Here is a 22,314-nt window from a genome sequence, read left to right on the forward strand (position 1 = left end):
AGGTTAACTCCTATGATGGAAGCCACCGAATCCGCGCCGGCCGAGGCCCCCAAGCCGGCGGCCAAGCCCGAGAAAGCGGCGAAACCCAAGATGAAGGCGCTGGTCGAGCGCGACGCCTGCACGGGCTGCGAGTACTGCGTCCATTGGTGTCCGGTGCCGGAATGCCTGGTGATGAAGGAAGGCGAGCAGGTTCCGGGCGTCCTGCAAATCGTCCACGTCAACATCGAGACCTGCATCGGCTGCAAACTCTGCGAACAGAATTGCCCCTACGACGCCATCCACGTCTACAAGCTCGCCCCCGAGGAAATCGAGGCCGCGAAACCCCTGGACGGCGTGATTCCCGAGCCTTTTCACGAAGGCCTTCTCTAATCCCATTGAAATTTAGTGACTTAGGTTTAACAATCTCGATTTAATCGAGATAGATGATATAACTTATTATCTTTTAAGTATAATTTTAATTATAAACAAGTGTGGATAGAAATCGAAATTCCTTTGAAATTTCAATAGATTAGCTATAGATTTTCGTTGACTTCGCACGCTCGTTCCATATAATCCCACAAAGTTCCATAAAGGGGTTATTTGTGTTTCGCGGGCGATACGAACATACCATCGATCCGAAGGGCCGTCTGTCCATTCCTTCCAAGTTCCGGGAGATTTTGGTCGCGCATTTTGACGAACGTTTGATCCTGACCAATTTCGACCAGTGTTTGTGGGCCTATCCGGTCCGCGAGTGGAAGGCCGTCGAGGACAAGGTGGCCGCGCTTCCTCAGTTCAAGCCGGAGGTGAAGGCCTTGCAGCGCTTCTTCATCTCGGCCGCGAGCGAGTGCCCCGTCGATCCCAACGGGCGCATCATCATTCCCACGACGTTGCGCAAATACGCCGACTTGAATCAGGACGTCGTCATCGTCGGGATGACCAACCGTTTCGAAATTTGGGCGAAGGAGAAGTGGCAAAAAATCTTCGAGCAGGCGGAGCACGACTTGAACGCCATGGGCGAGAAACTCGCGGATCTCGGTCTTTAGGGGCCGCTGGGAGAATTTCATGTTCATGCAGGTGGACGACGTGTCGATCTTCAACCCCTCCGGCGAGCTGGATCACGTCGACGGGCGCGCTCTCTTGGAAAAAATCCGAAAATCCTTGAGCTCCGATTGGAGGAAGATCGTCATCGACCTCTCTCAGGTCGAGCACATCCATTACGGCATTTTGGGCCAGTTGTGGGGGCTTGCGGAGATCACGGCGGGCGCGGCGGGCGGCATCAAGCTCGCCAACGTCAACCCTCACAACCGGCAGATCCTGATCTTGACGGGCATGGACCGGCGCTTCGAGACGTACGACTCGGTCGCGGACGCGGTCTTGAGTTTTCAGAATCCGCTTCTGAGAGCGGGCCGGTTGCATTGATGGTTCACCGCGCGGTGTTGGTTCGCGAGTCGGTGGATCTCTTGGTGACGAAGCCGGACGGCGTTTACGTCGACGCGACCGTGGGGGCGGGCGGGCACGCCGGGGAAATTCTCAAGCGCTTGGGCGCCGGAGGAAGGCTCCTCGGCATCGACAGGGATTCCGACATTCTGGAGCAGGCTCGGGAGCGGCTGGCCGGGGACGCGAGGGTCGTCCTCCATCACGGATCCTTCGAGGACCTGGAGACGGCCATGAGGATTCTGGGCGTTCGGCGGGTCGACGGCATCCTCGCCGATCTCGGGGTGTCGTCCCTGCAGCTCGACCGGGCTGAGAGGGGATTCAGTTTTGCCAAGGACGCCCCGCTCGACATGAGGATGGACCCGGGAGAAGGCATAACCGCGGCGGATTACCTGGCGGAGGTCTCGGAGAAGGAACTGGAGCGGGTCTTGAAGGAGTACGGCGAAGAGCGGTTTGCGAGGAGGATCGCGAGGAGGATCTTGGAGGCACGGCGGAGACAACCGATCGAAACAACGGCGGCGCTGGCCGGGATCGTCTCGCGCGCCGTTCCGCGCGGCGCGGGACGGATTCACCCGGCGACGCGGACGTTTCAGGCCTTGAGGATCGCGGTAAACGGCGAGCTGGACCGGCTCGATGCGCTCCTTCATCGGGCGCCCGCCGCGCTCGCGCCCGGCGGCAGACTCGCCATCCTCTCCTACCATTCGCTGGAGGACCGAAGGGTCAAGCGGGCGTTTGTCGAGGCGGAACGGCTGGGCGCGCTCCGACGCCTGACCAAGAAACCGTTGACGCCTTCGGAGGACGAGGTCCGGGACAATCCCCGGTCCCGTTCCGCGAAACTGCGGGTCGCCGAAAAGACGGAGGCGTCGTCGTGAGAACGGCCTTCATGCCCCAGACGCGCATCCGCCGCCGCGGCCTGGCGGTGACACAGAAGCTCAAGATGCGCCGCCTGCTCAAGGGGGCGCTCGTCTACGTGGCGCTCATCTTCGTCTTCAGCCTTGGCTACGTGTGGACGCGCGTCCAGGTCGTCGAGACGGGATACCGCCTGAGAAGCCTGGAGGTGAGCCGGAACAAGCTCAAGGAGGACAACCGTTCGCTCATGGTGGAGGCGGCGACGCTCAGGTCGCCGCAGCGCCTCGAACAGATCGCAAAGCAGATGGGCCTGCAGCGCCCGACCGAAAGCCAGATCGTCTATTTGAAAAAAGAAAAACCGTGAAAAAGAAAACAGTCTTCACGAAAGACAGAGGGGCGAGAACCAAGAAAAAGCGCATCGCCGTGGTCGTCTTTCTTTTCTTTCTCGGCTTCACGGCCCTCGTTTACCGCGGACTCCATCTTCACCTCTCGCGCGACCCCAAGCTCGTCCGGATCGCCCAGAATCAGTACCGCACGAAAATCCCCGAAGCTCCTCCCCGCGGCAACATCTACGACGCCTCCGAGAACGAGCTCGCCGTGAGCGTCCCCTCGTACGCCCTGGCGGTTCGTCCGGGCAAGGCCAGGGACAAGGCGGCCCTCTCCGCCCGTTTGAAGGGCATTTTGAAAATGCCGGCCAAGGACCTGGAGGAAAAGCTGTCCTCCGAAAAGAAATACGTTTGGATCAAGAGGTATTTGAGTCCCCGGGAGAAGGATGAGTTGGAGGCCGTGTCGAAGGATCTGGCCGCGGACGGCGTGGAGCTCGTCAAGGGCTCAAAGCGCTTTTATCCCAACCGCGAGGTGGCCAGCCAGATTTTGGGCGCGGTCGGGATCGACAACGAGGGGCTGAGCGGCATCGAGCTTTTCTACGACCGCGATCTCAAGGGATCGGCGGCCGATTCCACCGCCTACCGCGACGCACACGGACGGATGTTCGAGACACTGGAGACCCTGGGCTCGGCCCTGGGCCGGGAGTCGCGTGAGCCCAACCACCTGCACCTGACGCTGCGCAAGAACATCCAGTACGCCGCCGAGCGGGAGCTCAATCAAACCTGCGACAAGTACGACGCCAAGTCCTGCACGGCGATCGTCCTCGATCCGGCGACTGGCGCGATTCTCGCCATGGCCTCCTATCCCACCTTCAATCCCAACGCCTATCAGTCCTACGACGTCGGCTCCTGGAGGAACATCGCCGTGACCGACTCCTTCGAACCGGGGTCGACCTTCAAGCCGATCCTCGCGGCGGCGGCCCTGGAGGACGGCGCGGTGGGTCCCGATGACAGGTTCTTCTGCGAGAACGGGAACCTCAAGGTGGGCGACCACGTCATCCACGATCACGAGAAATACGGCATGCTGTCGGTCCGCCAGATCATCAAGGTTTCCTCGAACATCGGCATCTACAAGGTGGGCAAGAAATTGGGCAAGAAGCTCTTCGCCGAAACCGTCGAGAAGTTCGGGTTCGGCCGCAAGACGGGTATCGACTATCCCGGAGAAATCGCGGGTTCCGTCCGTCCTTCCAAGTCCTGGCAGGAAATCGATTTCGCCAACATCTCCTTCGGCCAGGGACTGCTCACGACGCCTCTGCAGCTGGCCTCGGCGTACGCGGCGTTCGCCAACGGCGGCGTGCGCATGAAGCCCTACGTGGTCTCGCGCGTCACGGACGCCGAGGGCCGGACGATCCAAAAGAACGACCCGGAGGAGGCCGCGAGGGTGGTCGGGCCCGCGACGGCGCGCCTGATGCTCCAGATCATGAAAGGCGTGACGGAGGAGGGCGGCACCGCCACGCGGGCGGCCTTGCCGGGTTACACGGTGGCGGGAAAAACGGGCACGGCCCAGAAGGTCGTGAACGGAAAATATTCGCACGACAAGTTCGTGAGCTCGTTCGTGGGCGTCGTTCCGGCGGACGCGCCTCGGTTCGTCGTCCTGGTCATGGTGAACGAGCCCAAGGGCGAGATCTATGGCGGGCTCGTCGCCGCTCCGGTCTTCAAAGAAATCGCCTGGGCCGCCCTGACCGACCTGGGCGTGCCGCCGGAGACGTCGCCGGGGAAATCCGAGAGCCCCGGCGTTACGGTCGCCAAAGGGGAAGCGTCCAAGAAAGCCAAGACGGAGAAGAAACTGTCGGCAAAATTGGCGAACGCCGCGGAGAAGGTCTTGGTCCAGGCGGGTCTGGTCGTGCCGGCGGGATTGGCGGACGCGCCGGCGGCGCTTCCCCAGAGCGTTCCGGATTTCCGGGGGCTTTCGAAGCGAAAGGTGTTGGCGATCTTGGACGAGCGGAAGCTCAAGTGCCAGGTGTTGGGATCGGGCGTCGCCGAGTCGCAGTCCCCCGCGCCGGGGAGTCCGGCGCGGAAGGGGGAAGGCTGCAAGATCGTTTTCAGGGCGGACTAACGTGATGTTGCAAGAACTCATGAAGACCATCCGCGTCAAGCGGGTCATCGGACCCCTGAAGGGCGCGAAGGTGCGCGGCGTGACGCAGGACTCCCGCAAGGTGGAGAAGGGATTCCTGTTCGTCGCGATCCCCGGCGAAAAACTCGACGGCCATGACTTCGTGGCGGACGCCGTCAAACAGGGAGCGATCGCCGCCGTGGTCCGGCGGAACGCCGACCCCCAGGGGAGCGTGCCGCAATTCGTGGTGGCGGATCCGCGCGCGGCCCTGGCCGACCTCGCGGCGCGCTTCTACGGCGAGCCGTCGCTCAAGTTGCGCGTGGCCGGTGTGACGGGAACCAACGGCAAGACCAGCGTGACCTATTTGCTCGAATCCATCCTGAACGTGGCGGGCCGGAAACCCGCCGTCTTGGGCACCGTCAATTACCGTTACGGCGGCCAGGTCCTTCCGGCCCCGCACACGACGCCCGAGTCCGTCGATCTTCAGGCGCTTTTCGCGCGCATGGTGGAGGAAGGAGTCACCGACGTCGTGATGGAGGTCTCGTCGCACGCGCTCGCGATGGAGCGGGTTCGCGGCGTGCACTTCGACGTCGCCGCCTTCACCAACCTCACCCAGGACCATCTCGATTATCACGCGGGACTCGACGAATACTTCGAGGCGAAAAAGACCCTCTTCACCCGTTTCCTCGCCGCGAGCCTCAAGACCAGCCGCTCCGCGGTGGTGAACTTGGACGACCCGCGCGGAGCCAAGATCACGCGCGGGCTTCCCAAATCGGTGGAGAGGGCGACGGTCTCCGTCGAGGGGCCTGCGGACGTCTTCTGCCGGTCCCATCGGCTGAGCGAGGAGGGGATCGAGGCGGAGGTCGTCTGCGGCGGATCGGCTCTTCAGGTCCGCTCGCCCCTGATCGGGTCGTACAATCTTCAAAACGTTTTGGTGGCGATCGGCGCGGCCCGCGGGCTGGGCGTCGACGACGCGGCCATCGTCAAGGGCATCGCGGCCCTCGGCTGCGTGCCGGGACGCCTCGAGAGGATACCGAACGGACGCGGCCTTAACGTGTTCGTCGATTACGCGCACACACCGGACGCCGTCGGACGCGTCGCGGCGACCCTCAAGGGACTTGCGGAGAAGAAGGGCAAGCGCCTGATCACGGTGTTCGGTTGCGGCGGCGACCGCGACCGCTCCAAACGGCCCCTCATGGGACGGGAGGCGGGGCGCTTTTCGGACTTCGTGATCGTGACTTCCGACAATCCCCGGACGGAAGAGCCCGAGGCGATCATCGACGAAATCCTGCCCGGGCTGAAAGACGTTCGTTTCCCCGCCGACCGTATCCTCCGGATCGTCGACCGGGAAAAGGCCCTCCGGGAGGCGGTCAGGATCGCGAAGGCGGGCGACTTCGTCCTCGTCGCCGGGAAGGGGCATGAGGACTACCAAATCATCGGGACGAAAAAGTTCCGCTTCAGTGACCATGAAATCTTGAGGGGGATCTTGAAATCATGAGGCTCACGGTCGGCGAAATTCTGAACGCCGTCGGCGGCCGGCTCGTCGCGGGGGATCCCGACGAGGCCGCGACCGGCGTCTCGACCGATTCGCGCGCCCTTCAGGCGGGAGACCTTTTCGTCGCGCTCAAGGGCGAGCGCCACGACGGGCACCAGTATCTGGCGGACGTGTTCGCCAAAGGAGCGGCGGCCGCGATCGTCCAGGAGGGGGCCGAGGAGCCGAATCCGGACTTCAGGAACCTGATCGAAGTCCGAGACACCCTGACGGCCCTGGGCGACCTGGCGCATTTCTGGCGGAGGCGGTTTCCGATTCCCGTCGTCGCGATCACGGGCTCCAACGGCAAGACGACGGCCAAGGACATGACCGCGGCCGTGCTCGCCGCCGCGTACCGCGTGCTGAAGACCGAGGGGAATTTCAACAACCTGATCGGGCTTCCGCTCACTCTCTTCCGGCTCCGGCCGGAGCACGAGATGGCGGTGGTGGAAATGGGGATGAACCGTCTGGGCGAAATCGACCGGCTCGCGGAGATCGCCTCACCGAGCGTGGGCGTCGTGACGACCGTGGCCCGGGCCCACCTGGAGGGTCTTGGGGGACTCGCCAACGTGGCCCGGGCCAAGGGCGAGCTGATCGCGCGTCTCCCCGAGGGGGGGCTCGCCGTCCTGAACGCCGACGCCTCCGGGGGAGGACGATTCACGCCCGAGTTCGCCAGGGCCGCCCGTCGCCGCGGGGCGCGGGCCGCCACCTTCGGGCTCTCCCCGAAGGCGGACTACCGGGCGATCCGCGTGAAGGCCGAAGGCTTGAAGGGGGTCCGTTTCGACGCCCGCGTCGTTGGAAAGAAATGGGGCAAGACGGCGGCGTTTTCCCTCGGCGTGCCCGGGCGCCACAACGTTTCGAATGCGCTCGCCGCCATCGCGGTGGGCGATCGCTTCGACGTGCCCGTCTCCAAGATGAGATCCGCCCTTTCGCGTTTTCACGCGGGGTCGAAGCGGATGGAGATCGTCCGTCTCGCCAAGGGAATCGACGTCGTCAACGACTGCTACAACGCCAATCCCGATTCCACCGAGGCGTCGCTCCATTTCCTCAAGGAACTGGGTCCCCGCCGCAGGCGGGTGGCGGTCCTGGGCGAAATGCTGGAGTTGGGCCGCTGGGCGGCGTCCTGCCACCGCGAGGTCGGCGGGGCGGCCGCGCGGTCCGGGGTCAAGCTCCTCTTCGCCGTGGGCCCTCACGCGGAGGACCTGGTGAAAGGCGCGCGGCGGGCGGGGCTCGCCAAGTCGTCGTCGTTTTCGTTCGGGCAGGTCGAGGAATCGCTCCCCATGATCCGGTCGCTCCTCAAGGCCAAGGACGTCGTTCTCGTGAAAGGCTCCCGGGGAATGAAGATGGAGCGCGTGACGGAAGATCTTATGGGTAGGGGCATGGCGCGCCATGCCCCTACGGGGGGCACCACCTAATGTTCTACCACCTCTTATATCCCCTCGCCGGCGAGGTCATCCTCTTCAACGTCTTCAAGTACATAACATTCCGGACCTTCGGGGCGCTCCTCACCTCGCTCGCGGTTTATTTTCTGTTCGGCCGCTTTCAGATCCTCTTTCTCCAGCGCTGGCAGGTGACGCAGACGATCCGCAAGGACGGCCCTCAGTCGCACCTCGCCAAGACGGGCACGCCGACGATGGGCGGAATTCTCACGCTCCTGTGCACGGTCGTGTCGGTTCTCCTCTGGATGGATTTCCAAAACCTTTCCGTGTGGATCGTGCTCGCGCTCTTCACGGCCTTCGCGGCCATCGGGTTCTATGACGACTACCGCAAGATCCGCTACGGGTCGTCCAAGGGGCTCCCCGGCCGATACAAGCTCCTCCTGCAGATCCTCTTTGCGACGGCGGCGGCCTGGGCACTCATCCGTTGCTTCAGCCCGGACACGAGCCTGGCGTTGCCCTTTTTCAAGACCCTTCGTCCGGATCTGGGGTGGTGGTACCTGCCGTTCGCGGTCTTCGTGATCGTCGGGGCGTCGAACGCCGTGAACCTGACCGACGGCCTGGACGGACTGGCGACGGGCCCGGCGATCGTGGCCTTCATGACGTACGCCTTGCTCGCCTACTTCGCGGGCCACGTGAAAATCGCCGCCTACCTGCAGATTCCGTACGTCGCCGGCAGCGGCGAACTGGCCATTTTCTGCGGGGCGCTGGTCGGCGCTCTCATCGGTTTTCTCTGGTTCAACACGTATCCCGCGGAAATCTTCATGGGCGACGTGGGCTCGCTCCCGCTGGGAGGCGCGCTTGGTTATGTGGCGCTAGTGACGAAGAACGAGTTCCTGCTCGTCATCATCGGAGGCGTTTTCGTCCTGGAGACGCTGTCCGTCATGACTCAGGTGGTGTCGTTCAAGCTGACGGGGAAAAGGATCTTCTTGATGGCGCCGATCCATCACCACTTCGAGCTGAAGGGGTGGGACGAGCCCAAGGTGATCGTGAGGTTCTGGATCATTTCGTTCGTGCTCGCGCTGATCGCGCTTTCGACGCTGAAATTGCGGTAAATCCCGCTTCCCGCGGGACAGCGCTCGCTACGGCGAGCAAGGAAGCTAGTGAACTTTAGGGGCAAACACATCCTGATCGTTGGTTTCGGGGTCTCCGGGCAGGCCGCGGCCCGTTTCCTCGCGCGCCGCGGAGCCAAGGTCGCGGTGACGGACCAGAGGGCGAAGGCGGATCTCGGGCCCTTCCCCTCGGACCTCCGCGGACTCGAGGGCTTTTGGGGCGGGCATCCGGAGGAGGCCTTCCAAGGGCGAGACCTCGTCGTCCTCTCTCCGGGCGTGCCCTTGGATTTGCCGGAGCTCAAGAGGGCCCGGCGGCGCGGGGTTCCCGTCTTGGGGGAGTTCGGGCTCGCGGCGGCGCTCTTGAAATCGCCGATGATCGCGGTCACGGGGACCAACGGCAAGTCGACGACCGTGTCCCTGATCGAATCCATGCTGAGACGCTCGAAAAAGAAGGTGGCCCTTGGGGGCAACATCGGAACGCCGCTCATGGAAATCGTGGAAGAGAAAAAGGCCTTCGATTGGGTGGTCGCCGAGGTCTCCAGCTATCAGCTGGATACCTGCTCCAAAGTGTTTCGGCCCAAGATCGCCGCGATCCTGAACGTGACGGAGGATCATCTGGACCGCTATCCGTCCTTCGCGGCGTACGCGAAGTCCAAGTTCCGCATCTTCAGGAACCAAGGACCCCGTGACGTCCTCGTCTACAACGGCGCGGACCCCGTCGTGGCGCGCGGCGTGCGCGGCGCAAGGGCGCAAAAAATCGATTTCACCCGCGAAGCGCATTCGCTCGCCGGGATGAAGCTGGTCGGCATTCACAACGCGGAGAACATGAAGGCGGCGATCGCCGTGGCGCGTGCCGCGGGGGCCACGCCGGCGGCGACCCAAAGGACGGTCGAGACTTTCGAGGGGCTCCCCCACCGCACCCAGTTCGTGCGGGAGCGGAACGGGGTCCGTTATTACGACGATTCGAAGGGAACGAACGTCGACGCGGCGGTCAAATCGCTCGAGGGGTTCGAGGACGGCCGCGTGATCCTGATCGCGGGCGGACGGGACAAGGGCGGGAGCTACGCGCCGCTCCGGGACGCCGCCCGGCGGAAGGCCAAGTTCGTTCTGACCATCGGCGAGGCGGGGCCGGCCATCGCTAAGGCTCTCAAAGGGGCCATCGAGGTCGTGCCCGCCGACACCATGGACCGGGCGGTCCAATGGGCGGGTGGACGCGCGCAGCCGGGGGACGTCGTCCTGCTCTCCCCCGCATGTTCGAGTTTCGACCAGTTCCGGGACTACAAGGACCGCGGAGACGCGTTTCAACGACTTGTGAGGCAGCTTTGAAAAAGCATTTCGACTATACGTTGCTGCTGGCGACCCTTCTCTTGGTGGCCCTCGGGCTGACCATGGTCTATTCGGCCTCCGGCGTGCTCGCGAGGGAGCGCTTTCACGACAGCACGTACTTTCTCAAGAAGGAGCTCATGGCGGTCGTGATCGGCTCCCTGGGGCTCGCCGTGGCCAAGATCGTGCCGCTCGAGTTCTACCGCAAGATTTCGTACCCCGTCTTCGGCGTCGCCCTGATCCTCCTTGTTTGCGTGCTCGTTCCGGGCCTCGGTACCAAGGCGGGCGGGGCCCAGCGATGGTTCAAGCTGGGGCCTTTCTCGTTCCAACCCTCCGAATTCGCCAAGATCGCCCTGATCATTTTCATGGCCTACGTCCTCACCAAGAAACAGGAGAAGATCCAGATCTTCCTCGTGGGATTCGTGCCGCCGATGATCCTGTCGGGGATGCTCGTCGTGCTCGTGCTGGCGGGGGACGACCTCGGCAACGCCGTCGTCATGGCGGCGACGGTGCTGGTGCTCATGTTCATCGGCGGGGCGCGGATCTCGTATCTTCTCTCCGAAATCCTGCTCGCGCTGCCGGCGTTCTACTACCTCATCTTCGGCGTCGAGTACCGGAAGCAGAGGATCATGGCCTTCCTGAACCCCTGGGAGCACAAGCAGGGGGCGGGGTTTCAGATCATCCAGTCCTACCTCGCGTTCCATTCGGGCAACCTCTTCGGCCAGGGACTCGGCGAGGGCAAGCAGAAGCTTTTCTACCTTCCCGAGGCGCATACGGATTTTATCTTTTCCGTCATCGGCGAGGAGCTGGGGCTCCTGGGGACGCTCACCGTCATCGGTCTTTTCGCCGTCTGGCTCTTCCGGGCCTTCGTCATCGCCTGGAAGGCGCCGGATTCCTATTCGTCGTTCCTGGCGCTCGGGATCGCCGTCCTCTTCAGCTTTCAGGTGGTCTTCAACATCGCCGTGGTGATGGGGCTCCTCCCGACCAAGGGATTGGCGCTGCCGTTCTTAAGCTATGGGGGCACCGCGATGATCGTGTCGCTGACGTGCGTGGGGGTTTTGCTCAATGTGTCGTCGAGGATCGAGGTGTGAAATTGCTGATCGCAGCCGGAGGGACGGGCGGACACTTGTTCCCGGGTATCTCCGTGGCCCAGGTCTTCTTGGAGCTGAACCCGGGAGGGGCCGTCCTCTTCGTGGGGTCGGACCGGGGGCTGGAGAAGACGATCCTGGAGAGGGCGGGGTTCCGCCACGTGGCTTTGAACGTCGGTCGGATCAAGGGAGAGGGATGGTATCAACGATTGAAAACCTTCGCGTCGCTTCCGGCGGCCTTTCTTCAGGCCCGGTCGATCCTGAAAAGCTTCCGGCCGGACGTGGTCTTGGGGATCGGCGGCTACAGCTCCGGGCCGATGATCTTGGGGGCACGCTGGCTGGGAATCCCGAGCGCCGTCTTGGAGCCGAACGCGATCCCCGGGTTCACCAACCGGCTTTTGAGACGGTTCTCGAATCTCATCTGCATCGCCTTTCCCAAGGCGGCGGAATTTTTTCCGGCGGCGAAGGTGAGGCTGACGGGTACCCCGGTCCGCTCGGAATTGACCGAGATCGGACGGCAAACCAAGACCGAACGGGGGGATTTCACGGTCGCCATCCTCGGCGGGAGCCAAGGAGCCACGGCGATCAACAAGGCCATGGTGGCCGCCCTGCCGGCCTTGGAAGCGTCCCGAAAACCCCTCCGCGTCCTTCATCAGACCGGTGCGAACGACGAGGGGTGGGTCCGGGAGGCCTACGGGAGGACGAAGATCCCGCACGAGGTCGCGGCCTTTGTGGAGGACATGGGGCGAGTCTTCCGGGAGGCCGATTTGGTTGTGAGCCGGGCGGGCGCTTCGACGGTTTCGGAGCTCATGGCCACGAGGACGCCGTCGATTCTGGTCCCATATCCGTTCGCGGCGGACGACCACCAGCGGTTCAACGCCGAGGCGGTCGCGGCTTGCCGCGGCGCGGAGGTGATTCCGAACGCGGAGCTTCCGGAAAGGCTTGCGGACCGCGTTTTGCATTACGAGGCCGCGCGCGGAGAATTGGCCGCCATGCGCGAGAGACTGGCGCAGGCGCAAAAGACGCCGGCGGCGGAGGCGGTGTTGAGGGAGATTTTGAAGCTTCATGTATCCAACGATTAAAGACATCCACTTCGTGGGCATCGGGGGCATCGGCATGAGCGGGCTCGCCGAAATCCTTCTGACGATGGGCTGCCGCGTCGCGGGCTCGGACCTGAAACGTTCGCCCGTGACCGACCGCTTGCGGAGGCGCGGCGCCAAGGTCCACTTCGGCCACAAGGCGGAGAACGTCTCGAGGGCGAATCCGCCGCAGGTCGTCGTCGTCTCCTCGGCCGTGGCCAAGTCGAACCCCGAAGTCGCCGAGGCCGCCAAGCGCGGAATTCCCGTGATTTCCCGGGGGGAGATGCTGGCCGAGCTCATGCGGCTCAAGTACGGCATCGCGGTCGCGGGCAGCCACGGCAAGACGACCACGACCTCGCTCGTCGCCGCCGTTCTGGACGCCGGCGGCTTCGATCCGACGGTCGTCATCGGCGGGCGGGTGAAGAGCCTCCGGACCAACGCCCGCCTGGGCAAGGGGGACTTCCTGGTCGCCGAGGCCGACGAATCCGACGGGTCTTTTCTGCACCTGAACCCGACCATCGCGGTCATCACCAACATCGACCGGGAACACATGGAACACTACCGGGACTTTGACGCCCTCCGCGAGACGTTCGGGGAGTTTTCCGGAAAGATCCCGTTCTACGGGGCCGCGATCTTCTGCGCGGATCATCCGGAGACGGCACGCCTGGCGGACCGCTTCGCCAAGCGGGGATTTACCTACGGCATCGAGAAGGCCGCCGACTACCAGGCGTCGTCCATCCGCCAAAAGGGTTGGGGGAGCGAGTTCGACGTCAAGTTCCGGGGCGAGACCCTGGGCCGGATCCGGCTCCGCCAGCCGGGGCTCCATAACGTCTTGAACAGCCTGGCCGCCGTCGCCGTCGGACGCGAGCTCGGGATCAAATTTGCGGACATCCGCAAGGGGCTCGCGAACTTTCGCGGCATCGGGCGGCGTCTCGAGATCATCCATCAAGGGGATGTCATGGTCATCGACGACTACGGACATCACCCTGTCGAGATGGTGACGACGACGAAGGCCCTCCGTGGCGCCGTGAAAAGGGGCCGCCTGTGGGTGATCTTCCAACCCCATCGCTATACGCGGACGAAAGATCTCTTCGAGGATTTCGCAAAGGCCTTCGGGGACGCGGACGAGGTGGTGATCACGGAGATTTACGCCGCGAGCGAGGAACCCATCCGGGGCGTCAGCGGCGAGGCGCTCGCGGACGCCGTCAAGAAACGGCGCGGAGGACGCGGCGTGGCCTTTGTGCCGCGCGTCGACGAGATCGCGACCGCGGTTCTGCCGCGCCTCCAAAAGGGCGACATCGTGCTGACCCTCGGCGCGGGGGACGTCTGGAAGGCGGGCAAGGAGATCGCGAAGGGATTGAAATGAAGGAAGCCCTAAGACAGCAAGTTCTGCAGGTCTGCGAAGGGACGCGTTTCGACGAGCCGATGTCCCGGCACACCTCAATCCGCATCGGCGGCCCGGCGGACGCGTTGGTCTATCCCAAGACCATCGACGAACTGGCCGCCGTCGTACGGCTCGCCGCCCAGGCGAAACTTCCGGTCTTCGCCTTGGGGGCGGGGAGCAACCTCCTGGTCCGCGATCAAGGGATCCGCGGCGTCGTCGTGAGCCTCTCCGAGGGCTTCACCAAGGTCGAGGTCGAAGGGGAACAGGACGGGAGGGTGGTCGTCTATGCGGAGGCCGGTGTCGGTCTGCCTCGGCTCGTCGATTTCACCGCGGAGGAAGGCCTCTCGGGTCTGGAGGCCGTCTCCGGGATTCCGGGCAACGTCGGCGGCGGTCTCGTGATGAACGCCGGGACCCACGAGGGGGACCTGTCCCAGACCGTCATTTCGGTGACGTTCCTGGACAAGGAAGGCCGTTTGACCACCTGGCCCAAGGACAAGATCCGGTACGGCTACCGCGAGAGCCATTTCCCCCGCGGAGCGATCGTCCTTTCGGCCCGCTTCGGTCTGGCACGCATGGCCTCCGAGCTCGTCCGCGGAAGGATTCAGAAGCACCGGGCCTACCGGCTGGAGACGCAGCCCCTGAACGTCCCGAACATCGGGTCGGTCTTCAAAAACCACGAAGAGGGAAAGAAGAAAATGTTCGCGGCCAAGATGATTGAAGAAGCGGGGTTGAAGGACGTCCGCGTCGGCGGCGCCAGGATCTCGGCGAAGCACGCCAATTGGATCGTGAACGAGGGCGGGGCGACGGCGAAGGACGTCCTCGCGTTGATCGGACTCATGAAGGACAAGGTGAAGGAAAAATTCGGCATCACGATGGAGACGGAGGTTCGCGTTGTCGGCGAAGAGTAAAAAGATCGGGGTCCTGCTCGGCGGGCTCTCCAAGGAGCGCGATGTGTCCCTGCGCAGCGGCAGGGCGGTGGCGGCCGCCTTGCGCGCGAAAGGGTACGACGTCGCGGAGATCGACGCCGGGCGCGACCTCCCGGAGAAGCTGAAGGCCGCCGGCGTCCAGGTCGCGTTTATCGCCCTCCACGGGCGCTACGGCGAGGACGGAACCGTCCAAGGCCTCCTGGAGATCATGGGGATCCCCTACACGGGTTCGGGCCCCCTCGCGTCGGCCATCGGCATGGACAAGGAGCTGACCAAGAAGGTGCTGGTCTCGGAGATGGGGGACGAGATCATGACGCCGGTTTGGAAGATTGCGACACGCTCGGATGCCGGGGCCGTCGCCGCGCGGTTTCTGCCGTTGCCCGTCGTCGTCAAGCCCAACCGCGAGGGATCGACCATCGGGATCTCCATCGTACGCGATGAAAAGGAATTTGCTCCGGCCGTCGCCCAGGCCTTGGCGTTGGATGAGACGGTCTTGGTCGAGGAGTTCATTACGGGGACGGAAGTGACGGTTTCGATGGTGAACGGCCGGGCCCTGCCCGTCGTGGAGATCGTCCCCAAGAGCGGATTCTACGACTACGCCTCCAAGTACACGAAGGGCGCGACCGATTACATCGTGCCGGCCCGCATCCCGGATTCCCTGCGCGACCGGCTCCAGAAGACATCGGAGCGGATTTGGAAGGTCCTCAAGCTCGCCGGATTCGCGAGGATGGATTTCATCTTGGAGGGCGAACACGAGGTTCACCCTTACTTCCTGGAGGTGAACACCGTGCCCGGGATGACGGAGACGAGTTTGGTTCCCAAGGCCGCGGCGGCCGCGGGCATTTCCTTTGAGGACTTGTGCGAGGAGATCCTGAAAGGGGCGGGGCTCAAGATATGAGGATCGTGAAACGATTGTTTCGCATCGCGGTCCGGCTCTCGGTGGCGGTGATCGCCGCGGCCGGAGTTTACCTGGTCGTCAAGAATCCGCCGTCCTTTCTCAGGGTGAAGGAAGTCGTCGTGATGTCGCCGCTCCGCCGTTTGAACGAATTCGACCTGATCCGTCTCTCGGAGGTCAAGAAGGGCGACAACATCCTGACGCTGCGGCTCCAAGACGTGCGCAAGCGCGTGCTGCGGTACCCCTGGGTCAAGGACGTCCGGCTCTCCAAGAGGTTCCCGGCCCGGATCTTCATTTGGGTGGAAGAGGAGGAGCCAGCGGCATTGATCGAGATCGATTCGGAGTTTTACCTCGTGAGCCGCGAGGGCAAGGTCTTCAAGAAACTCGACGCCTCCGACCCCAAGGATTTCCCCATCCTGACGGGGCTCGCGGCCGACGAGATCCCGGAACGCCTGCCGCGGTTGATGGCGCTCGTGAAGTCCCTCGAGACTTCCGATCTCTTCAACGCCTTGGGCGTTTCGGAGGCCCGATGGGACGCGCGGGCGGGGCTGACGCTCTTCACCAGGGAGCCGTGCATCCAGCTGACGCTTGGACCGGAAGGCGGGGAGCTGACGTGGGAAGAGCGGCTTCAGAGATTTACGCAGGCTTGGAGCACGATCCAGGGCGGTGGGAGGGCGCCCAAGGTCGTGGATCTCTCTCTGGACCGGCGAGTGGTCGTCCGTGACGGTGCGAAACAAGATCGATGAAATTTAAACCAGTTTTCTCATTCAATGGAGGGGTGACCAGATGGGCAAAAAAGACAATCTCATCGTAGGGCTGGATATCGGTACGACGAAAATCTGCGCGATCGTCGGCCAGGTGGTGGAGGACGGCGTGGACATCATCGGCGTCGGAACCTCCCCGTCCAAAGGTTTGCGCAAGGGCGTGGTGATCAACATCGAGAGCACGGTCGAATCCATCCGCCGTGCCGTGGACGAGGCGGAGGCGATCGCCGGCGGACCGATCACGTCGGTCTACACGGGCATCGCGGGCGGGCACATCCGCGGCATCAACAGCCACGGCATCTGCGCCCTCAAGGACAAGGAGGTCCGGGCCGCCGACGTCGAAAAGGCCGTCGACGCGGCTCAGGCGGTGGCGATCCCGCTGGACCGGGAGGTCATCCACGTGATTCCCCAGGAATTCGTGGTGGACGAGCAGGACGGCATCAAGGACCCCATCGGCATGTCGGGCGTCAGGCTCGAGGCCAAGGTTCACATCGTCACCGCGGCCGTCACCTCGGCCCAGAACATCGTCAAGTGCTGCAACCGGGCGGGCTTGAACGTGAACGACATTATCTTGGAGCAGCTCGCGGCGGCCGAGGCGACGCTCACGCAGGAGGAGAAGGACTTGGGTGTCGCCATCATCGACATCGGAGGCGGGACGACCGACCTCGCGGTCTTCTCGGGCGGGAGCCTGGTGCACACCTCGGTCCTCTCGATCGGCGGCAACCACATCTCGAACGACATCGCGATCGGCCTTCGGACGCCCCTGGTGGATGCCGAGAAGATCAAGCAGCGCTTCGGATGCGGCCTGTCCTCGATGGTGGGCCGGGAGGAGACGATCGAGGTGCCCTCGGTCGGCGGCCGTTCGGACCGGATCATCTCGCGCCAGATCCTCTCCGAGATCATCGAGCCGCGCGTGGAGGAGATTTTCACGCTCATCAAGCAGGAGATCGTCAAATCGGGCTACGAGGACATGATCGCTTCCGGCGTCGTGCTCACCGGGGGAAGTACCCTCCTCGAAGGCATGCCGGAGCTGGCCGAGCAAGTCTTCAACCTGCCGGTGCGGCGGGGCGCCCCCAAGGGGATCGGCGGATTGGTGGACGTCGTGAAAAACCCCCTCCACGCAACGGGCGTCGGGCTCGTCCTCTACGGGAGCCGGAACCAGGGCAGCCGGATCTTCCGCAACCGCGAGGACAACGTCTACCACAAGGTGAAGGAACGCATGCGCGAGTGGATCGAAGAGATTTTCTAAACTCTAACCGAGAGAACACGGGGGCATATCATGTTTGAACTGGTGGAAGAGGAATCCGTACAGGGCGCCAAGATCAAGGTGATCGGGCTGGGAGGGGCGGGCGGCAACGCGGTCAACACGATGATCGAAAAATGGAGCGTCTCCGGTCTGGAACGCGTGCTCGCGAGCGGCGGGATCGACTTCATCACCGCGAACACGGACCTCCAGGCCCTCAAGGGCAGCCGGGCCCCGATCAAGATGCAGTTGGGCCGCGACCTGACCCGGGGACTCGGGGCGGGGGCCGATCCCGAGGTGGGGCGCAAAGCGGCGATCGAGAGCGAGGCCGAGATCACGCGCTTTCTAGAAGGCGCGGACATGGTCTTCATCACCGCCGGCATGGGCGGCGGGACCGGCACCGGGGCGGCGCCCGTCATCGCGAGGATCGCGCGGGACCTGGGCGCGCTCACCATCGGCGTCGTGACGAAACCCTTCAGCTTCGAGGGAAAGCGCCGGGGACGATTCGCCCAGCAGGGCCTCGAGTCCTTGGAGGAGTCGGTGGACAGCCTGATCAGCATCCCCAACGAAAGGCTCTTGATCGTCGCGGGCAAGAACATGGCACTGACCGACGCCTTCAAGATGGCCGACGAAGTGCTCCTGCACGCCGTCCGCGGCATTTCGGACCTCATCCTGGTGGAGGGGCTCATCAATCTCGATTTTGCCGACATCCGGGCCGTCATGAGCACGATGGGCACGACCCTCATGGGCAGCGGAAGCGCCTCCGGCGAGCACCGCTCCAACGAAGCCGCGACGCGGGCGATCTCTTCGCCCCTCCTGGAAAACATTTCGATCCGCGGGGCGACGGGGATCCTGCTCAACGTCACCGGAGGCCCGGATCTGACGCTCTTCGAGGTCAACGAGGCGGCCAAGTTGATCCAGGAGGAGGCGCACGAGGACGCCAACATCATCTTCGGAGCGGTGGTCGACCCGACGATGGGTTCCGAGGTCCGTGTGACGGTCATCGCGACCGGATTCGAGAAGGCCCTGCGGCGCCCGACGGAGTTCGTGCCCTACCAGAAGCAACCGGTCCGCGAGGCCCCCGAAATGCCGATGGCGGCCTCCGCTCGACCCGACCTGGTCCTTCAGGAGGTCGAAATGGAAGAACCCGCGCCCCGGGCCCCGTCCTCCCGCGCCAAAATCCCGGTTCATTCGGACCTGAAACGCATGATGGGCGACTTCCGGCTCCAAGATTTCATGAACCGGGAGCCTGACTCGGACGAATACGACGTCCCGACATTTTTGAGGAAGCATGCGGATTGAAGGAAACTCTTTGACTTGGGCGCCGAAGAACGGTTTAATGGGGGTCAAATCCCGACAAGACGCTAAAGTATGAAGATCATTCGTCTGAAGATCATTTTCGCTCTTCTCTCGGCCGTCGGGGTCCTCGGCGCGTGCGCGACGGCGCCCAAAAACGTCGAAACGGCCATTCCCCAGGACCATTTCGCGGAAATCCAGCGCCCGGACATCCCGCTCGTCATGAACGACCGTGTTCAGGACTGGCTGGATTACTTTCAAGGAACGGGACGGTCCCATTTCGAACGGTATTTGGCACGGTCTGCCAAGTACATTCCGATGATCCGGAAGGTTCTGAAGCAGCATGGTTTGCCGCAGGACCTGGTCTACCTGGCCATGATCGAGAGCGGGTTCAACCCCCACGCCTATTCCCGAGCCCGGGCGACGGGGACCTGGCAGTTCATCTACCAGACGGGCGTTCGTTACGGCCTCCAAGTCGATCAATGGGTGGACGAGAGGCGCGATCCCGAAAAATCCACCGTCGCCGCCGCGAAGTACCTGAAGGACCTCTACGACCGCTACAACGATTGGTACCTGGCGGCCGCCAGCTACAACGCGGGCGAAGGAAAGATCGACCGGGCCATCCGCAAGTACGCGACCGAGGACTTCTGGGAGCTGTCTCATGGACGTTATCTCCGCAACGAAACGAAGGACTACGTTCCCAAGCTCATCGCGGCCGCGATGATCGCCCGTGATCCTGAAAAGTACGGCTTCAAGAACATCCCCTACGAATCGCCCGTCGCTTTCGAGTCGGTCGAGATCGAAGAGCCGGTTGACCTCCGGGTGGCCGCAAAATGCGCCGGGATCACCTATGAGGAGATGAAGGCCCTGAATCCGGAGATCCTGCATTGGGTCACGCCGCCCCAGGGCCGAAATTATCAGATCAAGGTCCCCGCGGGAACCGGCGGCAAGTTCCTCTCCAGTTACGCCTCCCTCAAGCCCTATGAGAGGCTGGGCGACGAGAAGGTGACGGTGGACGAGATCAAGTCCATCCGCCGCCTGGCCGACGAACACGACGTGCCCCCGGTCCTCCTGGCCGCCGCCAACGGGAGAGGCATTGACGACACCCTGAGCGCAGGAACCCAGATCACCCTCCCCATGGCACCGCCGGAAGGGGAATCGTTCTATGAAAAGGTGTACGAACGGAGGCGTGGCGGGCGGATGATCGCCTACCGCGTTCGCCGAGGCGATACGGCCAAGTCCATCAGCCGGAATCTGGGGATCAGCGTCGCGGCCCTCAAGGACTACAATCCCCACGTCAACTGGTCGAAGGTCCGGGTGGGGCAGAAGCTCAAGATTCAGACCGCACCCGGCAAGACCCGGTACGCGAAGGCGGGGAAGGGGACGAAGTACGCGAAGAAATCACGAGGCGGCCGGAACGTCGCGATGGTCGAGAAGTCGTCCGGCAAGGGAGGCCACGCGACCCACAAGGTCCAGTCGGGCGACACGCTGGGGGAGATCGCCAAGAAGTACAACGTCACCACGGGCCAATTGAAGGCCGCCAACGGCATCTCCGATCCGAAAAAGCTCAAACAAGGCCAGACGCTCAAGATCCCGGCCCCTTCCAAGTCCGCTTCGAACATCTCCTCGGCATCACCTTCGATGTGATTGAATCAGGGTCGCAACGACAGCAGGATCGGCCAGCGTCGACGTGTCTCCGACTTCATCCGGCCTTCCTTCCGCGATCTTCCTTAAAATCCGCCGCATGATCTTGCCGGAGCGGGTCTTGGGCAGGGCGTTGGCCATTTGAATCACGTCCGGGACGGCGATGGGGCCGATTTCGGTACGGACCTGATTTTGCAGGGCCTTGATATCCGCCCCTGCATCGTTCTTCAACACCACAAAGGCATAAATCCCCTGCCCCTTGATCTCATGCGGGAAGCCGACGACCGCCGCCTCCGCGACCGCGGGGTGCGAGACCAAGGCGCTCTCGACCTCCGCCGTCCCGATCCGATGGCCCGAGACGTTCAGAACGTCGTCGATCCGGCCCATGAGCCAGTAGTCGCCATCCGCGTCGCGCCGCGCCCCGTCGCCGGTGAAGTACGTCCCCGGAAAGCGCGTGAAATAGGTCTCCCGAAAGCGGCCGTGGTCGCCGTAGACCGTCCGCATCATCCCCGGCCACGGGCGTTTGAGAACGAGGTAGCCGCCCTCGTTGACCCCGCACTCCGTGCCGTCCTCGCGGAGGATGGCCGGTTCGACGCCGAAAAAGGGACGGGAGGCCGAACCCGGTTTGGTCGCCATGGCTCCGGGCAGGGGGCTGATGAGGATGCCTCCGGTCTCCGTCTGCCACCAGGTATCCACGATGGGGCATCTCTCCTTGCCGATGACCCGGTGGTACCACATCCACGCCTCGGGATTGATCGGCTCGCCAACGGTGCCGAGGATCCTGAGCGACGACAGGTCGCGCTGGGCCGGCCATTCCTCCCCCTCCCGCATCAGGGCGCGGATGGCGGTGGGAGCGGTGTACAGGATCGTCACCTTGTGGCGTTCGACGATCTCCCAAAAACGGTCCGGTTTGGGGTGGTTGGGAACGCCCTCAAAGAGGACGAGGGAGGCCGCGTTCGCGAGCGGGCCGTAGACCAGGTAGCTGTGCCCCGTGACCCAGCCGATGTCCGCCGTGCAGAAAAAAAGGTCCGCGGGATGATAGTCGAAGACGTATTTGAATGTGGCCGCCGCATGGATCATGTAGCCCGCCGTCGTGTGAAGGACGCCCTTGGGCTTTCCCGTCGAGCCTGAGGTGTAGAGGATGAAGAGAGGGGACTCCGCGTCCATGGCTTCGGCGGGGCACTCCGGAGAGGCGCGGCCCACCAGGTCCGACCAAGGTTGATCGCGTCCGGAGGCCATGGGCACCGCGTCCCCGGTCCGGCGGACGACGAGGCAGGCGTCGACGCGATGTCCATCGCGGGCGCAGTGATCCATGGCCGCGTCGGCCGTCTCCTTCATCGGGAACTTCTTGGGGCCTCGCACGCCGCCGTCGCTGGTGATCAGGATTTTAGCCCCGCAATCGAGGATGCGGTCTTTCAGGGCTTCGGCCGAAAATCCGCCGAAGACGACCGAATGGACCGCCCCGATCCGCGCGCAAGCGAGCATGGCGATCGGAAGCTCCGGAATCATGGGAAGGTAGATCGCGACGCGGTCCCCCTTCTTGACGCCGAGGGACTTGAGGGCGTTGGCGGTGCGCCCGACCTCCCGCGCGAGGTCGGAGTACGTCAGCCGGCGCTCCTCGCCGTCATTGCCGATCCAGAGGTAGGCCAGGCGGTCCGCGTTTTTTTTCAAATGCCGGTCGACGGCGTTGACGCAGAGGTTGGTCCGGCCTCCCTCGAACCACCGAATGTCGATCCTGTCGTTCCAGTCGTAAGAGAGGACCTTTCGCCATTTTCGGAACCAGAAAAACTCCGAGGCGATTTCGTCCCAAAAGCCCTCCGGGTCCCTGAGGGAGCGGTCGTACATGGCCTGATACGATGCGACGTCCTTGATCCAGGCGTTCCTCCTGACGGACGGGGGGGGCGGAAAGACCCGTGATTCTTGACTCAGAGAGTCGATCGACATACCTTTCC

At 63.5% G+C, this 22,314-nt stretch carries 20 protein-coding genes; 19 read left to right on the plus strand and 1 reads right to left on the minus strand.

Annotated features, from left to right (window positions below; all coding sequences use genetic code 11):
- Window positions 1-12 precede the first annotated feature (12 nt).
- From VLJ37_12640 to VLJ37_12730, 19 genes are all read left to right on the plus strand, one after another.
- Window positions 13-369 (plus strand): 4Fe-4S binding protein, encoded by a 357-nt coding sequence (locus VLJ37_12640; protein HSA60519.1) that lies wholly within the window; start codon window positions 13-15, stop codon window positions 367-369.
- A gap of 212 nt (window positions 370-581) precedes the next feature.
- Window positions 582-1,022, plus strand: coding sequence for a division/cell wall cluster transcriptional repressor MraZ (gene mraZ, locus VLJ37_12645; GenBank protein ID HSA60520.1), 441 nt, complete (start codon window positions 582-584; stop codon window positions 1,020-1,022).
- Between the two features lie 19 nt (window positions 1,023-1,041).
- The gene (locus VLJ37_12650) at window positions 1,042-1,398 is read left to right on the plus strand and encodes an STAS domain-containing protein (GenBank protein HSA60521.1); all 357 of its coding nucleotides are present in this window, start codon (window positions 1,042-1,044) and stop codon (window positions 1,396-1,398) included.
- The gene (gene rsmH, locus VLJ37_12655; protein HSA60522.1) at window positions 1,398-2,285 is read left to right on the plus strand and encodes a 16S rRNA (cytosine(1402)-N(4))-methyltransferase RsmH; all 888 of its coding nucleotides are present in this window, start codon (window positions 1,398-1,400) and stop codon (window positions 2,283-2,285) included. Before VLJ37_12650 ends, rsmH begins: the two co-directional genes overlap by 1 nt.
- Window positions 2,282-2,626, plus strand: a complete 345-nt coding sequence (gene ftsL, locus VLJ37_12660) for a cell division protein FtsL (GenBank protein ID HSA60523.1) — start codon at window positions 2,282-2,284, stop codon at window positions 2,624-2,626. The genes rsmH and ftsL overlap by 4 nt, the downstream gene beginning before the upstream one ends.
- Window positions 2,623-4,704 carry a penicillin-binding protein gene (locus VLJ37_12665; GenBank protein HSA60524.1) on the plus strand — a complete coding sequence of 694 codons (2,082 nt, stop codon included), beginning with the start codon at window positions 2,623-2,625 and terminating at the stop codon, window positions 4,702-4,704. The genes ftsL and VLJ37_12665 overlap by 4 nt, the downstream gene beginning before the upstream one ends.
- A 4-nt stretch (window positions 4,705-4,708) precedes the next feature.
- Window positions 4,709-6,199, plus strand: a complete 1,491-nt coding sequence (locus VLJ37_12670) for a UDP-N-acetylmuramoyl-L-alanyl-D-glutamate--2,6-diaminopimelate ligase (GenBank protein HSA60525.1) — start codon at window positions 4,709-4,711, stop codon at window positions 6,197-6,199.
- A complete protein-coding gene (murF, locus tag VLJ37_12675) occupies window positions 6,196-7,647 on the plus strand; it encodes a UDP-N-acetylmuramoyl-tripeptide--D-alanyl-D-alanine ligase (protein ID HSA60526.1) in 1,452 nt (483 codons plus the stop codon). The genes VLJ37_12670 and murF overlap by 4 nt, the downstream gene beginning before the upstream one ends.
- On the plus strand, window positions 7,647-8,723 hold the full coding sequence (gene mraY, locus VLJ37_12680; protein ID HSA60527.1) for a phospho-N-acetylmuramoyl-pentapeptide-transferase: 1,077 nt from the start codon (window positions 7,647-7,649) through the stop codon (window positions 8,721-8,723). The genes murF and mraY overlap by 1 nt, the downstream gene beginning before the upstream one ends.
- A gap of 48 nt (window positions 8,724-8,771) precedes the next feature.
- Window positions 8,772-10,046 (plus strand): UDP-N-acetylmuramoyl-L-alanine--D-glutamate ligase, encoded by a 1,275-nt coding sequence (gene murD, locus VLJ37_12685; protein ID HSA60528.1) that lies wholly within the window; start codon window positions 8,772-8,774, stop codon window positions 10,044-10,046.
- On the plus strand, window positions 10,043-11,134 hold the full coding sequence (ftsW, locus tag VLJ37_12690) for a putative lipid II flippase FtsW (GenBank protein ID HSA60529.1): 1,092 nt from the start codon (window positions 10,043-10,045) through the stop codon (window positions 11,132-11,134). Before murD ends, ftsW begins: the two co-directional genes overlap by 4 nt.
- Window positions 11,131-12,213, plus strand: coding sequence for an undecaprenyldiphospho-muramoylpentapeptide beta-N-acetylglucosaminyltransferase (gene murG / locus VLJ37_12695; protein HSA60530.1), 1,083 nt, complete (start codon window positions 11,131-11,133; stop codon window positions 12,211-12,213). Before ftsW ends, murG begins: the two co-directional genes overlap by 4 nt.
- Window positions 12,197-13,576, plus strand: coding sequence for a UDP-N-acetylmuramate--L-alanine ligase (murC, locus tag VLJ37_12700; GenBank protein HSA60531.1), 1,380 nt, complete (start codon window positions 12,197-12,199; stop codon window positions 13,574-13,576). Before murG ends, murC begins: the two co-directional genes overlap by 17 nt.
- Complete coding sequence (murB, locus tag VLJ37_12705) at window positions 13,573-14,502, plus strand: UDP-N-acetylmuramate dehydrogenase (protein ID HSA60532.1); 930 nt, start codon at window positions 13,573-13,575, stop codon at window positions 14,500-14,502. Before murC ends, murB begins: the two co-directional genes overlap by 4 nt.
- Window positions 14,486-15,418 (plus strand): D-alanine--D-alanine ligase, encoded by a 933-nt coding sequence (locus VLJ37_12710; protein ID HSA60533.1) that lies wholly within the window; start codon window positions 14,486-14,488, stop codon window positions 15,416-15,418. The genes murB and VLJ37_12710 overlap by 17 nt, the downstream gene beginning before the upstream one ends.
- Before the next feature lie 5 nt (window positions 15,419-15,423).
- Window positions 15,424-16,161 carry an FtsQ-type POTRA domain-containing protein gene (locus VLJ37_12715; protein HSA60534.1) on the plus strand — a complete coding sequence of 246 codons (738 nt, stop codon included), beginning with the start codon at window positions 15,424-15,426 and terminating at the stop codon, window positions 16,159-16,161.
- A 40-nt stretch (window positions 16,162-16,201) separates the two neighbouring features.
- A complete protein-coding gene (gene ftsA / locus VLJ37_12720) occupies window positions 16,202-17,428 on the plus strand; it encodes a cell division protein FtsA (GenBank protein HSA60535.1) in 1,227 nt (408 codons plus the stop codon).
- A 30-nt stretch (window positions 17,429-17,458) separates the two neighbouring features.
- Complete coding sequence (gene ftsZ / locus VLJ37_12725) at window positions 17,459-18,724, plus strand: cell division protein FtsZ (protein ID HSA60536.1); 1,266 nt, start codon at window positions 17,459-17,461, stop codon at window positions 18,722-18,724.
- 69 nt (window positions 18,725-18,793) lie between these two features.
- Window positions 18,794-20,365, plus strand: a complete 1,572-nt coding sequence (locus VLJ37_12730) for a LysM peptidoglycan-binding domain-containing protein (GenBank protein HSA60537.1) — start codon at window positions 18,794-18,796, stop codon at window positions 20,363-20,365.
- On the opposite strand, the gene acs is transcribed toward VLJ37_12730, so the two are convergent.
- Window positions 20,351-22,306 carry an acetate--CoA ligase gene (gene acs / locus VLJ37_12735; protein ID HSA60538.1) on the minus strand — a complete coding sequence of 652 codons (1,956 nt, stop codon included), beginning with the start codon at window positions 22,304-22,306 and terminating at the stop codon, window positions 20,351-20,353. The two genes, VLJ37_12730 and acs, sit on opposite strands and share 15 nt — an antisense overlap.
- Window positions 22,307-22,314 lie beyond the last annotated feature (8 nt).

It is taken from the genome of bacterium (assembly GCA_035454885.1).
Taxonomy (GTDB): domain Bacteria; phylum UBA10199; class UBA10199; order JACPAL01.

Coding starts and splice junctions, on each gene's coding strand:
- VLJ37_12640 (HSA60519.1), top strand. CDS start 13: ATGATGGAAGCCACCGAATCCGCGCCGGCCGAGGCCCCCAAGCCGGCG.
- VLJ37_12650 (HSA60521.1), top strand. CDS start 1,042: ATGTTCATGCAGGTGGACGACGTGTCGATCTTCAACCCCTCCGGCGAG.
- rsmH (HSA60522.1), top strand. CDS start 1,398: ATGGTTCACCGCGCGGTGTTGGTTCGCGAGTCGGTGGATCTCTTGGTG.
- VLJ37_12670 (HSA60525.1), top strand. CDS start 4,709: ATGTTGCAAGAACTCATGAAGACCATCCGCGTCAAGCGGGTCATCGGA.
- murF (HSA60526.1), top strand. CDS start 6,196: ATGAGGCTCACGGTCGGCGAAATTCTGAACGCCGTCGGCGGCCGGCTC.
- mraY (HSA60527.1), top strand. CDS start 7,647: ATGTTCTACCACCTCTTATATCCCCTCGCCGGCGAGGTCATCCTCTTC.
- murC (HSA60531.1), top strand. CDS start 12,197: ATGTATCCAACGATTAAAGACATCCACTTCGTGGGCATCGGGGGCATC.
- murB (HSA60532.1), top strand. CDS start 13,573: ATGAAGGAAGCCCTAAGACAGCAAGTTCTGCAGGTCTGCGAAGGGACG.
- ftsA (HSA60535.1), top strand. CDS start 16,202: ATGGGCAAAAAAGACAATCTCATCGTAGGGCTGGATATCGGTACGACG.
- ftsZ (HSA60536.1), top strand. CDS start 17,459: ATGTTTGAACTGGTGGAAGAGGAATCCGTACAGGGCGCCAAGATCAAG.
- VLJ37_12730 (HSA60537.1), top strand. CDS start 18,794: ATGAAGATCATTCGTCTGAAGATCATTTTCGCTCTTCTCTCGGCCGTC.
- acs (HSA60538.1), bottom strand. CDS start 22,306: ATGTCGATCGACTCTCTGAGTCAAGAATCACGGGTCTTTCCGCCCCCC.